The following is a 13265-nucleotide window of genomic DNA, read 5'->3' as shown; positions in this document are numbered from 1 at the left end:
TGACGAACCGTGCCCGGGTCGGCAGCCTTCGCTTCATGGCACCTTCACCGCAGCGGCTCGACCCCGATCGTCGCCGTCGCCGGCTGGAGCTGCTGGCCGCTCTCGCCGACGCGAAGTCGGCACGGGAGTGGACCCAGCCACAGCGGCTCCGCGGCGCGCGACTGCGCGAGTTGATCGCGAACCGGCGTCGGCACGTCGTTTCCTGACCCTCTTTCGGGGCGTGGCGCGGCGCATGCGTGACGGCAGCGACTACCGTCGTCCTGAGGACATCGCGTGGGGGGAAAAGTGTCGACTTTCGCTGCCGCCGTCGCCCGGGGCAAGAACGGTTGGACGGCGTCGGAGCTGGAACTCAGTGGGCTCGCCGACATCGACGAGGTGGTGGACCGGCTCCGCGACGCCGAGCCGGACGCCGACCTGTCGCTGCTGTTCGTCGAGGCCGACGACCAGTACCTGGTCATCCTGCGCCTGGACGAGGGCGAGGACCTGCGGGTGTTCGGCTCCGACTCGGTCTTCGCCGAGGAGTCCCGCACCGGCGCCCTGCTGCTCGGCGACATCGAGGCGCCGGCCCTGGAGATCGACGAGCTGGCCGCGCCGCCGGCCGACGACGACGAGGACGACCGGCCGGCCGCCGATCCCGACGCCGATCCGGTCGGCGACGCCGAACTGCTCGCCGACCTCGGCGTCTCGGCGCACCGGCTGCTCTCCCTGTGCGCGCTGGAGGGCATGCTGCCGTCCGACGTGACGGCCGAGATCTGCCAGCGGCTCGGGTGCGGCGACGAGATGGAAGAGCTGCGCGAGGCGTGATCACGAGTCCGCTCCATCAGGAGTGGATGCGCCGCGCCCTGGCCGTGGCGTCGGCCTCCCCGGACGACGTACCCGTGGGCGCGGTGCTCTACGACGCCAACGGTGTCGAGCTGGCCGCCGCCGGCAACGAGCGGGAGGCCACCGGCGACCCCACCGCGCACGCCGAGATCCTGGTGTTGCGGCGGGCGGCACAGCGGGTGGGCAGCTGGCGGCTCGAGGGCTGCACGCTGGTCGTCACGCTGGAGCCGTGCACGATGTGCGCGGGCGCGCTGGTGCTGGCCCGGGTGGCGACGCTGGTCTTCGGCGCCTGGGAACCCAAGACCGGCGCGGCCGGCTCGCTCTGGGACGTGGTCCGGGACCGCCGGCTCAACCACCGGCCCGAGGTGTACGCCGGCGTCCTGGAACCGGAATGCGCCGCCCTGATCCGCGCCTACTTCCGCTGAGCGTCCGCGATGGCCGTGTCCAGGCCGATCCGCACCATGTCGCCGAAGCCCTGCTCGCGCTGCTGCGCCGCCATCGCCTCGCCGCGCTTGATGTGGTCGCTGACGGTCAGGATGGTCAGCGCCCGGGCGCGGTACCGGGCCGCGATCGTGTAGATCGCCGCCGACTCCATCTCCACCGCCAGCACGCCGTAGTCGGCGAGCGAGTCGTACAGGTCGGGCCGGTCGGTGTAGAACGCGTCGGCGGCCAGGATCGGACCGACCCGCATCGCGGTCCCGTGCCGCTCGGCCACGTCGACCGCGGTCCGCAACAACCCGAAGTCGGCGACCGGCGCGTAGTCGACCAGACCGTCGAACCGGGTGCGGTTCATGTTCGAGTCGGTGGCCGACCCGATCGCCGCGATCACGTCGCCCAGGTGCAGGTCCATGGCGAGCGCGCCACAGGACCCGATCCGGATCAGCGACTGCACGCCGTACTCGTTGATCAGCTCGTGGGTGTAGATCGAGGCCGACGGCATGCCCATGCCGGAGCCCTGCACCGACACCGGCACCCCCTGCCAGGTGCCGGTGAAGCCGAGCATCCCGCGCACCTGGCTGTAGCACGTCGGATCGTCGAGGAACGTCTCGGCGATCCACTTGGCCCGCATCGGGTCACCCGGCAGCAGCACCCGCTCCGCGATCTCCCCCGGTGCCGCGCCGATGTGCACGCTCATGCCCGAACCCCTTCGTCGACCTGGCCGATGGTGTCGATCCTGCCAGGCCGCCCGGGCGGCGACGGCCCCGCCCGGCACATCCGCCGAGGTCGCGGCGCCCGGGTAACCCGGCGGCGGAGCCGGTGGGACGTCGGGTAATCTACTTCGCGGTGGTGTGTCCGAGCGGCCTAAGGAGCACGCCTCGAAAGCGTGTGAGGGTGCAAGCCCTCCAAGGGTTCAAATCCCTTCACCACCGCCACGAACGGAGTAATGCCCGGCATACGTGCCGGGCATTTCCCGTTTCCGGCGGAGACTTCGCTGCGCCGGCCCTCCGCCCGCGTCGTTTCCGTACAAGACAGGCCCGGCGGCGGTTCCTAGCATGGGTCGCGCGTCCGGCCGGCGTCCGGCCGTTCGTTTCCCGTGGTGACGCCCGTCGCCCGGTCATGAGGGGAACTCGACATGCGTGAGCTGGTCTACACCGGGTTCATGTCGCTGGACGGCGTGGTGGACTCCCCAGGCGGTGGGCCGGGCGAGGAGCACCGCAGCGGTGGCTGGGTGATCAACGACATCGAGTTCCTGCCCGAGGCGTTCGCGCTCAAGGGCGAGGAACTCGCCGACACCACGGCGCTGATGTTCGGGCGCCGCAGCTACCAGGCGTTCGCGCCGGTGTGGCGGGACTCGGACGACCACGCCGCCTACCGGGATCTGCCGAAGTACGTGGTCTCCACCGCGCTCGCCGACGACGCCCTCGTCGAGGGGTGGGGCCCGACGACGATTCTGCGCTCCACCGACGACGTCGCCGGCCTCAAGAAGGGCGAGGGCGGCGCGATCTTCATTCACGGGAGTGCGGAACTGGCCCGGCGGCTGTCGGAGGCGGGCCTGATCGACCGGTACCACCTGCTCGTCTTCCCGGTGTTGCTGGGAGCCGGGAAGAGCCTGTTCAGCGACGCCGACATGGCCAAGCGGGCCCTGCGCCTCCGGGATTCCGCCGCCTACCCGAACGGTGTGGTGAAGCTGATCTACGACGTCGCCGGCTGACCGAGGTCCAGGCCGAGCGCGCCGCCGCCGGTGCCCTCGCGGAGCTGTCCCGCCGTGCGCCCGACGAACCGGCGCAGTGCGCGGGCCAGGTGCGGCTCGTCGGCGTACCCGAGTTTGCCGACGACGTCGCCGACCGGGAGGCCGGCGGCGAGGAGCGCGGCCGCCCCCCGCGCCCGTTCGATCTGCCGCACCGCGCCCTGGGTCAGCCCGGTGGCCGCCCGGAACCGGCGTTCCACGGTGCGCTGCGACACCGCGGGGACATGACCTCGGCGCACCTGGGTGACGAGCGGGTCACGGACCATGGCTCCGGCGCGGACCAGGCGTCCGACCAGCGCCTCCGCGTCGTCCGGGCCGGGTGACTCCCAGCGGGCGCCGGCCAGCTGGAAGCTGCGGCGGGTGTCCCGGGGAAGCACGGCGCCGCCGCCGACCAGGGCCGGTGTGGGCAGCGCCCGGAGCGACGTGCCGACCGCGAACTCGATGCCCACGAACGACGCGCCCTCCGGCACCGGCGCGGTACCGGTCCGGGTCTCGGGTCCGGTGACGGCCGCGTACGGCCGGCCCTCGCGCTCCCAGAACACCAGGCCCCAGCAGGGCGTGGCGACGGAGGTCATCTCCGTGACGCGGTCGCTGGTACACGTCCACACCGTGTCGACCCAGGGCGAGTCGGAGGCGCGGGTCCGGAACCGCAGTGCGGACATCGGCCGGCCCGGCTCAGGAGGTTCCGCGGGCGGGCCCGACCGGCTCACCGCGGTCCAGGCGGATCACCCGCCGGTCGGTGACGATCGCGGTCACCAGGTCGTGCGGCGTCACGTCGAACGCCGGATTCGCCGCGTCGGCGAACGCGGTCACCTCCGCCCCGCCACGGTCCTCGATCTCCACCGCGGCGCCGTCCGGCGTGTCGTGGTCCACGGTGGATTCCGGCGCGACCACGATGAACGGCAGGCCGGCCCGGCGGGCGCCGAGGGCGTGCGCGTACGTGCCGATCTTGTTGATCACGTCGCCGTTCGCGCAGATCCGGTCCGCGCCCAGGATCACCGCGTCCACCTCGCCGCGGGCCATCAGGAACGGCCCGGCCGAGTCCACCGCCACCCGGAACGGCACGCCCCACTGCTGCAGCTCCCACGCGGTGAGCCGGGCGCCCTGCAGCAACGGCCGGGTCTCGCTGGCCACCACCCCGGACAGCGCGCCGCGCCGGTGCAGTTCGCCGACCACGCCGAGCGCCGTGCCGACGGTGACCGCGGCCAGCCCGCCGGTGTTGCAGTGGGTCAGCAGCCGGGGCCGGGCGCCGCACAGTTCCACCATCAGGTCGGCGCCCCGGGTGGCCATCGCCTCGGACGCGGCGATCTCCTCGTCGCGCACCGCGCACGCCTCGCGCAGCACCGCGTCCGGACCGTCGGCCAGGTGGGCCGCGGCGCGCCGGGCGCCGCGGGCCAGGTTCACCGCGGTGGGGCGGGCGGTCTCGATCTCCCGGACGGCCACCGCGCGGGCGTCCGGGTCGTCGGCGAACTGCCGGGCGGCCAGCGCGACGCCGAGCGCTCCGGCGACGCCCAGGGCGGGCGCCCCGCGTACCGCCAGCGACCGGATCGCGGCGACCAGGTCGGCGACCGTGGTCAGCCGCCGCACGCACAGTTCCGCCGGTAATGCCGTCTGGTCGATGATCTCGACGGCCCCGTCCACCCAGTCGATCGTCCGCATGCCTCCTATTCTGCAGACATGGCTGCCCGTGATCCCGTCGCCGACCTCCGCCGCATCGCCTTCCTGCTGGAACGCGCGAACGAGGCGACGTACCGGGTGCGGGCGTTCCGCTCCGCGGCGGCCACGGTCGCCGCGCTCCCGCCGGACGAGCTCGGCGAGCGGGCGGCGGAGGGCACGTTGTCGAAGCTCTCCGGCGTCGGCGACGTGACCGCGCGCTGTGTGGCCGAGTCGCTGGCCGGCGAGGTGCCGGCGTATCTGCGCCGGATGGAGACCACCGAGGGGGTGGACCTGGCCGGGGCGGCGGCCCAGCTGCGGGAGGCGTTGCGGGGCGACTGTCACACGCATTCGGACTGGTCCGACGGCGGGTCGCCGATCGAGGAGATGGCGCTGGCCGCGGTCGAGCTGGGCCACGAGTACCTGGTGCTCACCGACCATTCGCCGCGGCTCACGGTGGCCCGCGGCCTGCCGCCGGCCCGGTTGCGCCGCCAGCTGGACCACGTGGCCCGGCTGAACGACGCGCTGCCGGACGGGTTCCGCATCCTCACCGGCATCGAGGTGGACATCCTCGCCGACGGTTCCCTGGATCAGGAGGACGCGCTGCTGGAACGCCTGGACGTGGTGGTCGGTTCGGTGCACAGCAACCTGCGGGACCCCTCGGCCAGGATGACCCGGCGGATGCTGGCCGCCATCGCGAACCCGCACCTGGACATCCTGGGCCACCTCACCGGCCGGAAGGTGCCGGCGGCCGCGGTCGGTGTCACCGGCGCCGGCGACCGGGGGCACCGGCGCGGCAGCACCCGCCCGCCGAGCGAGTTCGACGTGGAGGCGGTGCTGGGCGCGTGCGTCGAGCACGGCAAGGCGGTGGAGATCAACGCGCGGCCGGACCGGCTGGACCCGCCGAAGCGGATGCTGACCGTCGCGGTGGAGGCGGGTTGCCTGTTCAGCATCGACACCGACGCGCACGCCCCGGGCCAGCTGGACTGGCTGCGCTTCGGCTGTGAACGGGCGGCGCTGTGCGGCGTACCCGTGGATCGGGTGGTCAACACCTGGCCGGTGGAGCAGTTGCTGGACTGGACCCGGTCACACCAGCATCCGGGCGGAGCCGACCAGTAGGGTCGGCCCGTGGGACTTGTGGATGACCTCGCCAACCGTTACGTCGCCGACTGGGCCGCGCTCAGCCCGATCGGCGCCACCTACACCGGCATCGCCGGGCACGACGACAAGCTGGACGACCTCTCGCCGGCCGGTTTCGAGGCGCAGGCCGACCTGGCCCGGCGCACGCTGACCGAGTTGGACGTCGTCGAGGCGGAGACCGAGGCGGAGCAGGTCGCCAAGGACGCGATGCTGGAGCGTCTGGGCCTGGAGCTGGCCCGCCACGAGGCCGGCTACACCGCCAGCGAGATCAGTGTGATCTCCAGTGGCGTGCACGCGCTGCGGATGGTCTTCGACCTGATGCCGGCGGAGGGCGAGGAGGCGGTGGCGAACATCGCGGCCCGGCTCGCCGCGTTCCCGAGGGCGATCGAGCAGTACCAGACCACGCTGCGCGAGGCGGCCGACGCGGGGCACGTGAGCCCGACCGCGCAGATGATCGCGGTGGCCGAGCAGTGCGCCGGCTGGACCGATCCGCGGCGGGACAACTTCTTCCACGCGCTGGCCGACCGGATCGAGGCCGACGGCGCGCTGGCCGCGGAGATCCGGCGCGGCGCCGCGGCCGCCACCGCGGCCACCGCCGGGTTCGGCGAGTTCCTCCGCACCGAGCTGGCCCCCCGCGGCCGGGCCAAGGAGGCGGCCGGTCCGGACCGGTACGCCCTGGCGTCGCAATACTTCCTGGGCGCGAAGGTGGACCAGCAGGAGACGTACGAGTGGGGCTTCGACGAGCTGTTCCGGCTGGAGAACGAGATGCGCTCGGTGGCGGCGGAGATCGCCGGTCCGGGCGCGGCCATCGACGAGGCGGTGGCGGTGCTGGACGCCGACCCGGCCCGGCGGATTCCCGGCAAGGAGGCGTTCCGGGACTGGATGCAGGCACTCGCCGACAAGGCGCTGGGTGAGCTGAACGGCACCCACTTCGACATCCCGGCGCAGATCCAGCGGCTGGAGTGCTGCCTGGCCCCGACCAGCGACGGCGCCATCTACTACACCGGCCCGAGCGAGGACTTCGCCCGGCCGGGCCGGATGTGGTGGGCGGTGCCGGAGGGGCAGACCGAGTTCTCCACCTGGCGGGAGACCTCGACGGTGTACCACGAGGGCGTGCCCGGCCATCACCTGCAGATCGGCACCGCGCAGTTGCGCGCCGAGTCGCTCAACCGCTGGCAGCGGCTGCTCTCCTGGTGTTCGGGTCACGGCGAGGGCTGGGCGTTGTACGCCGAACGCCTGATGGCCGACCTGGGCTATCTCGGCGATCCGGGCGACCGGCTCGGCATGCTGGACAGCCAGGCGCTGCGGGCCACCCGGGTGATCGTGGACATCGGCATGCACCTGGAGCTGGAGATCCCCCGGGACAACCCGTTCGGCTTCCATCCCGGTGAGCGGTGGACCCCGGAGCTGGGCTGGGAGTTCCTGCGCGAGCACTGCCGCATCGACGAGGAGGTGCTGCGCTTCGAGTGGCGGCGGTACCTCGGTTGGCCGGGGCAGGCGCCGTCGTACAAGATCGGCGAACGCATCTGGTTACTGGCGCGGGACGAGGTGAAGGCCCGCAAGGGTGCCGATTTCGACCTCAAGGCGTTCCACCGCGATGCCCTGAATCTGGGCAGTCTGGGCCTCGATCCGCTGCGCCGGGCCCTGGCCCGGCTCTAGTTCCCACGGCTTGTCCCATCTGATGAGATGACCGGGCGACGGACTGCGTGTCCGTCTCGCTACCTTCAGTAACAATACTGCGCTGGGTAATAGCCTGATCACCCAGCGTTTGGTATTGGCTTCCGTCAATGCTTTTCTCTACTGTGGAATCGCAGCGAATTGCCGGTGCGCGTCCGCGGGCGACCCCCGCGCGGGACCGACGAACCGCGAATGGGCCTTCTTGACGTGGGACACCGCAGGTCGAAGGCGCGTTACAACCACTGCGCCCCGGCGGCGTATCCCCCGATCAGCCGACTTAACTCTGACCCTTGGCAAGGGGTCGCTTGATTGTTTCTCGGATAGATTGACCCGGATCGGTGCGCTCGAACGACTACGCGCTGTAGTCGGAGCCCGGACCATCGCGTGTCGTTCGGCGGAGGAAGAAGCATGGCAGTTTCGATGGACAACCGCCCATCCCGTTTACGCTCCGCACTCGCGGCCATCCTCAGCGTCTCGATCCTGCTGCCCGCCGGGCTCCTGTTCGCCCGGGTCTGGCAGGACGTCAACGACGACCGGGACAGTACCGCGCGGGAGCAACTGGGCGTGGCCTACCTGACCAGCCTCTCCCCGTTGGTCAGCTCGCTCAGCGAGGCGCAGTCGTCGGCGCTGCGCGGCATCACCACCGCACCCGGCTCGCTGACCGCGGCCGTGAGCCGGGTGACCGCCACCGACCAGCGCCTCGGCGAGACGCTCGGCACCCGGGAACGGTGGACCGGCCTGCGCGACAAGATCGGCGCGCTGCCGTCGGTGGCCGGCAGTCCGCTGGAGATCTTCCAGGCCCACGTCGAGGTCACCGAGCTGACCCTGGCGCTGTACACCACGGTCCGGATCAACTCGGGGCTCAACCGCGATCCGGACAACGATGTGTCCAACCTGCAACAGGCACTCGGCGTCGACCTGCCCGCCACGGTCGTACACGTGAGCCGGATGGGCGACCTGAGCCTGATGGTGGCCGGCATCGCGGGCACCGCCGAACAGCGCGCCCAGCAGCAGGCCGTCCTCGTGCCGCAGTTCGGCGCCGAGGTGCAGGCGGTCAACGCCGCGGTGGCCAACCTGACCGACAACCTGCAGGCGGCGGTCGACGACACCGAGAGCGGCACGCTCAGCGGCAGCCTGGTGACCACGGTCGACTCGTTCCGGCGCGGCGTCGAGTCGTTCGTCCGCGGCGCCAGCCCGGGCGCCAACGCCCCGCCGGACTCGGCCGCGATGGCCACTGCGCAGAGCCAGTTGCAGACCTCGCTCGGCAGCCTGGCCGGCGTCCTGGTGCGGGAGATGACCAGCCTGTTGACCGAACGGCGGGACCGCCTCGACAACCGCCGGCTGGAGTCGCTGATCGCGGCCGGTGTGGCGGTGCTGCTGGCGCTCACCGCGGTCGGCGTCATGCTGACCGGCCGGCGCCGGCGTACCGGTCCGCCGGCACCCGCCGCCACCGGCCCGCACGGGGCGATGCCGCCGGGTCCGGACGGCCCGAACCGCAACGGCTCCTTCGGTCCGGTGCCGCCGTACGGCACCGAACCGGACCCGACACGGCGGGAGCGGTCCGGTGCTCTTCGGTAGGCTCCGCATTCTGGGCAAGCTCGCCCTTCTCGTGTTCATCCCGCTGCTCGGCGTGGTCGCCCTGACGGTGCCGATCGTGGTGAACCGCGTCGACGCCGCCCGGGACGCGCAGCAGACCGCGGACCTGGTGGAACTCGCCGGGCGGGTCGGCTCCGCCGTGCAGGAGCTGCAGGAGGAGCGGCTGCTGTCGATCGGCTACACGCTCGGCCTGGTCCAGGCGCCCGAACTCGTCACCCAGAGCGCCAAGGCGCAGGAGCGGCTGGCGTCGCTCACCCGGCTGGACGAGCCGCTGTCCACCGCGCTCGGCCGGGCGGTCACCAACGCGACCCGGCTCAACAACACCCGCACCCAGGTGCTCAACCGGAGCGCCCGGCCGGACCTGGTGATCTCCCAGTTCACCGAGGTGATCACGCCGATCATCGACGGGCTGAACCTGCGCAGCCAGGCCGACCTCACCACCGCGGTGGGCCGGCAGGTGTTCGCGCTGGACCAGGCGCTGCGCACGGACGACCAGATCAGCCAGGCCTCCGGCTACCTGACCACCGCCGCGATCACCAAGAACACCGCGTTCGTCGGCCTGTTCTACTCGGTGCTGGTGAAGCTGCAGGCGGACATCCTCAACGGCCAGCCGTTCTTCACGCCGTCGCAGTACCGGCTGTACATCGCGGCGCAGGAGGCGGTCACCACCCGGATCGGGTCGCAGTTCCTGACCCAGGCCGCGGTCGACCCGAACGGCGCGGTCAAGCTGCTCAACACCACCACGCTGTTCCCGGCGCTGCGCTCGGTGAACGTGCTCGGTGGCTTCGTGCAGAAGCGGATCGCCGCGGACGTGGACACCGCGGTGACCAGGAACCGGGACGACGCGCTGCGTACCGCGCTGGTCGTCGGCGGCGCCTCGCTGCTGCTGCTGCTCGTGGTGTTCGGCCTGAGCATCCTGATGGCCCGCGCGGTCGCCCGGCCGCTGCGCCGCCTGACCGCGTCCGCGGACCGGATCGCCCGGGCCGCCGAGGCGGAACTCGAACGGGTCGCGGACGACGACACGGACGTGGCCCGGCCTATCCGGCTGGACCCGGTCGACGTGCAGGCCCGGGACGAGATCGGCGACCTGGCCCGGGCGTTCGACCGGGTCCAGGGCACCGCGGTCCGGCTGGTGGAACGCCAGGTGCTGGGCCGGCGCAACGTGGCGCAGATGTTCGCGCACGTCGGCCGCCGTACCCAGAACCTGGTCGGCCGCCAGCTCGCACTGATCGACAACCTGGAGCGCCGGGAGACCGACACCGACCGGCTGCGCGAGCTGTACCGCCTGGACCACATGTCCAGCCGCCTCCGGCGGAACGCCTCCAGCCTGGTGGTGCTCTCCGGCGGCGCCGGCGCGAACGAGCACATGGCGCCGCTGGCGCTGTCCGACGTGGTCCGGCTGGCGCTCGGCGAGATCGAGGACTACACCCGGGTACAGGTCGAGGTGCCCGAGGAGATCGTGGTGGTACCGGCGCTGGTGGCGGACCTGACGCTGCTGCTCGCCGAGCTGATGGAGAACGCGACCGCGTTCTCGCCGCCACACACCCACGTCACGGTCACCGCGGCCGGGCTGCGCGGCGGCGCCCGGCTGGCGATCGTCGACCACGGCCTGGGGCTGGCACCGGAGCGGCTGGCCGAGGAGAACGCCCGGCTGACCCGCCGGGAGCGGCTCGACCTCGCGCCCAGCGAGGTGCTCGGCCTGTTCGTGGTGGGCCGCCTGGCCCGCCGGCACGGCATCGAGGTGACGCTCACCGACACGCCGGACGGCGGCGTGACCGCGTGGGTCGACCTGCGCGCCGGGCATCTCGTCGCGCGCACCGCAGCCATGCCGGTCACCGGGCCGATCCAGGCGACGGTGCCGAGCCAGCACGGCGAGTTCGCGCCGTTGCTCGCCGGCGTGTCCGCCCGGTCGGTGCCGGGCAGCGCGCAGCCGTTCGACGCGAACGTGCTGGGCCGGGCCACCCGGACGCTACAGTCGGCGCAGTCCTGGAACGCGTTCCAGCCGGCGCGTTCCGGTCCGCCGGAGCTGACCGCCGGTCCGGTGTACGAGGCCGAGCTGACCTACGACCCGCCGCCGTTGCAGGTCCGGACGTACGACGCGGGCGTCCCGGTGGCCGGGCGGCACCCGACCGCGATGCCCGAGCTGCCGATGGCGCCGACGGCCGGCCGGTTCGCCGACACCGACAGCCGCCGGCCGGCCGGACAGCCCGGCGCCGCACCGCCGCCGCTGCGCCGTCGCGTGCCGGGCCACCAGGTGCCGGCCGAGTCGTCGTCGCGGGTGTCCGTCACGCCACCGTCGGCGGACGACGCACTCGCCGCCCGGCACGCCTTCGAGGCGTTCGAGGCCGGCGTGTCCCGGGCGCAGTGGGACGTCATCGAGGCCGACATGTCGTCGGCACCGGCCGCCGAGCACCCGCCGCTCGCCCGCCGGGTACCCGGCGCGGCTCTGCCCAGCCCCGAACCCATGCGTGCCGCACCGGCGACCACGCCGGCCCAGCAACTGGACCCGGACGCCGCCCGAGCCCAGATCGAGCAGTTCGAGTACGGCGTCGCTCTCGCCCTGAATGAGACACAGCCACAACCCGAGGGACAACCGCGATGACATCCCCCTACAGCACCGACACCGGCAACGGCCGCGACTACGCGCACGCGCAGCTGAGTGCCGAGGCCAAGACGTTCAACTGGTTGCTGGACTCGTTCACCTCCGGCACCGCCGGTGTGATCGAAGCCATTGCGGTCTCCTCCGACGGCCTGCTGATGGCCATGTCGGCGATCAAGGACCGGCCCAACGCGGAACGGCTCGCCGCCGTGGTGTCCGGGCTGACCAGCCTCTCCGGCGGCGCCGCCAGCTGGTACAACCTGGGCAGCCTGAACCGCGTGATCATCGACATGCAGGACGGCTACCTGCTGGTCACCGCGATCAGCGCCGGCTCGGTGCTCGGCGTGATCGCCGACCGCAGCGCCAACCTCGGCACGCTGGCGTACGAGATGACGCTCTTCGCCACCCGCGCGGGCGGCGCGCTCAGCCCCCGCCTCATCGCTGAATTGAAGAACGCCGTTCAGCAATGATCCGCCCGGACCCCGACGACCCGGATCACCCGGCGACGCCGGGGGTCCGGCCGTTCCTGCAGTCCGGTTCGCCGGCGGTGCGGCCGGCGCCGAGGCCGGCCGGGCCGCCGCCCGACGAGCCGGCCAGCGGGCTGCGCCCGTTCGTGCTCACGTCCGGCCGGGTGGCCGGGCCGGATCCGAACATCGGGCTGGAGACGCAGGTCACCGCCGCGCCCGGCGCGGCGCCCACGCGGCTTCCGCCGGAGAAGCGCGCCATCGTGACGCTCTGCTCGGAGCCGCTGTCGGTGGCGGAGATCTCCGCCCGGCTGCGCCTGCATCTCGGCGTCACCCGCATTCTCGTCGGCGACCTGCGCGCGGCCGGCCACCTGGACGTGCATGTCCTCGACAGCGATTTCCCCGACCCCGACACCATCAGGCGAGTGATCCGTGGACTTCGAGCCCTTTCCTGACCGCATCGTGGGGACGGCCCGCGTACCCCAGGAGCGTCGGCCGGGCGCACCGCCGGTACCCGTCAAGATCATCGTGGCCGGCGGGTTCGGTGTGGGCAAGACGACGACGGTCGGCGCCATCTCGGAGATCTCGCCGCTGACCACCGAGGCCGAGATGACCATGGAGTCGGTCGGGGTGGACGATCCGGGGCCCGCCTCGGCCAAGACCACCACCACGATCGCGATGGACTTCGGCTGCGTCACCATCGACCAGACGCTGAAGCTCTACCTGTTCGGCACGCCCGGGCAGGCCCGGTTCGCGTTCATGTGGGACGACCTGATCCGCGGCGCACTGGGCGCCCTGGTGGTGGTCGACACCAACCGGATCGACGACTGCTATCCGGCGGTCGACTACTTCGAGCGGGCCGGGCTGCCGTTCGTGGTCGGCATCAACACGTTCCACGGCCAGCTGAGCTACCGCCTGGACGAGGTGCGCTGGGCTCTCGCGGTACGGGACGCGGTTCCGGTGATCTCGTTCGACGCACGTTTCCGCGGTTCCGTCCGAGATGCCCTGCTCGTGGTGTTAGACCAGGCACTCGACCGCGCCATCAAGCTCAAGTCGACATAGGGTGTGCGCCGGGTCGCTCAGGTGGCGGTTCCCAAATCGGCACCTGAGCGGGCACAGTTGTATC

General features: G+C 72.3%; 14 protein-coding genes and 1 tRNA gene. 12 read left to right on the top strand and 3 right to left on the bottom strand.

Going from position 1 to position 13265, the window contains the following annotated elements; translation table 11 throughout:
* The first annotated feature begins 35 nt into the window (after positions 1–35).
* The 3 genes from LDL48_RS23310 (at position 36) to LDL48_RS23300 (ending at position 1247) form a co-directional block, all read left to right on the top strand.
* On the top strand, positions 36–206 hold the full coding sequence (locus tag LDL48_RS23310) for a hypothetical protein (RefSeq protein ID WP_225257333.1): 171 nt from the start codon (positions 36–38) through the stop codon (positions 204–206).
* 79 nt (positions 207–285) lie between these two features.
* Positions 286–804, top strand: coding sequence for a tRNA adenosine deaminase-associated protein (locus LDL48_RS23305; protein ID WP_225257332.1), 519 nt, complete (start codon positions 286–288; stop codon positions 802–804).
* 26 nt (positions 805–830) lie between these two features.
* Positions 831–1247 (top strand): nucleoside deaminase, encoded by a 417-nt coding sequence (locus tag LDL48_RS23300; RefSeq protein WP_225257443.1) that lies wholly within the window; start codon positions 831–833, stop codon positions 1245–1247.
* On the opposite strand, the gene deoD is transcribed toward LDL48_RS23300, so the two are convergent.
* Positions 1235–1957: a purine-nucleoside phosphorylase gene (gene deoD / locus LDL48_RS23295; RefSeq protein ID WP_225257331.1), complete on the bottom strand. Its 723-nt coding sequence runs from the start codon at positions 1955–1957 to the stop codon at positions 1235–1237. The genes LDL48_RS23300 and deoD overlap by 13 nt on opposite strands.
* 148 nt (positions 1958–2105) lie before the next feature.
* On the opposite strand from deoD, the gene LDL48_RS23290 reads away from it, so the two are divergent.
* Together LDL48_RS23290 and LDL48_RS23285 are read left to right on the top strand one after the other, a co-directional pair.
* Positions 2106–2195, top strand: a tRNA-Ser gene (locus tag LDL48_RS23290).
* Positions 2196–2395: 200 nt separating this feature from the next.
* Complete coding sequence (locus LDL48_RS23285) at positions 2396–2974, top strand: dihydrofolate reductase family protein (RefSeq protein ID WP_225257330.1); 579 nt, start codon at positions 2396–2398, stop codon at positions 2972–2974.
* Here the strand turns inward: LDL48_RS23285 and LDL48_RS23280 are convergent.
* Together LDL48_RS23280 and mtnA are read right to left on the bottom strand one after the other, a co-directional pair.
* Complete coding sequence (locus LDL48_RS23280; RefSeq protein ID WP_225257329.1) at positions 2956–3672, bottom strand: helix-turn-helix domain-containing protein; 717 nt, start codon at positions 3670–3672, stop codon at positions 2956–2958. The two genes, LDL48_RS23285 and LDL48_RS23280, sit on opposite strands and share 19 nt — an antisense overlap.
* Positions 3673–3685: 13 nt before the next feature.
* Positions 3686–4669, bottom strand: a complete 984-nt coding sequence (mtnA, locus tag LDL48_RS23275) for an S-methyl-5-thioribose-1-phosphate isomerase (RefSeq protein WP_225257328.1) — start codon at positions 4667–4669, stop codon at positions 3686–3688.
* A gap of 18 nt (positions 4670–4687) precedes the next feature.
* On the opposite strand from mtnA, the gene LDL48_RS23270 reads away from it, so the two are divergent.
* The 7 genes from LDL48_RS23270 to LDL48_RS23240 all read left to right on the top strand — a co-directional run bounded on the left by LDL48_RS23270 (position 4688) and on the right by LDL48_RS23240 (position 13201).
* Complete coding sequence (locus LDL48_RS23270; protein ID WP_225257327.1) at positions 4688–5782, top strand: PHP domain-containing protein; 1095 nt, start codon at positions 4688–4690, stop codon at positions 5780–5782.
* A gap of 9 nt (positions 5783–5791) precedes the next feature.
* Positions 5792–7462, top strand: a complete 1671-nt coding sequence (locus LDL48_RS23265) for a DUF885 domain-containing protein (protein ID WP_225257326.1) — start codon at positions 5792–5794, stop codon at positions 7460–7462.
* A 426-nt stretch (positions 7463–7888) separates the two neighbouring features.
* Entirely contained in the window at positions 7889–9058 is a 1170-nt protein-coding gene (locus tag LDL48_RS23260) for a hypothetical protein (RefSeq protein WP_225257325.1), read from the top strand.
* Positions 9045–11678 (top strand): sensor histidine kinase, encoded by a 2634-nt coding sequence (locus tag LDL48_RS23255; RefSeq protein WP_225257324.1) that lies wholly within the window; start codon positions 9045–9047, stop codon positions 11676–11678. The genes LDL48_RS23260 and LDL48_RS23255 overlap by 14 nt, the downstream gene beginning before the upstream one ends.
* The gene (locus tag LDL48_RS23250) at positions 11675–12145 is read left to right on the top strand and encodes a roadblock/LC7 domain-containing protein (protein WP_225257323.1); all 471 of its coding nucleotides are present in this window, start codon (positions 11675–11677) and stop codon (positions 12143–12145) included. The genes LDL48_RS23255 and LDL48_RS23250 overlap by 4 nt, the downstream gene beginning before the upstream one ends.
* A complete protein-coding gene (locus LDL48_RS23245; protein ID WP_225257322.1) occupies positions 12142–12594 on the top strand; it encodes a DUF742 domain-containing protein in 453 nt (150 codons plus the stop codon). Before LDL48_RS23250 ends, LDL48_RS23245 begins: the two co-directional genes overlap by 4 nt.
* Positions 12572–13201, top strand: a complete 630-nt coding sequence (locus tag LDL48_RS23240; protein ID WP_225257321.1) for a GTP-binding protein — start codon at positions 12572–12574, stop codon at positions 13199–13201. The genes LDL48_RS23245 and LDL48_RS23240 overlap by 23 nt, the downstream gene beginning before the upstream one ends.
* Positions 13202–13265: the final 64 nt, after the last annotated feature.

The sequence above is a fragment of the Jidongwangia harbinensis genome, assembly GCF_020216025.1.
GTDB classification, from domain to species: domain Bacteria; phylum Actinomycetota; class Actinomycetes; order Mycobacteriales; family Micromonosporaceae; genus Actinoplanes; species Actinoplanes harbinensis.
The sequence above is the reverse complement of the archived record's forward strand: the minus strand, read 5'-3'. Positions and strand labels throughout refer to the sequence as shown.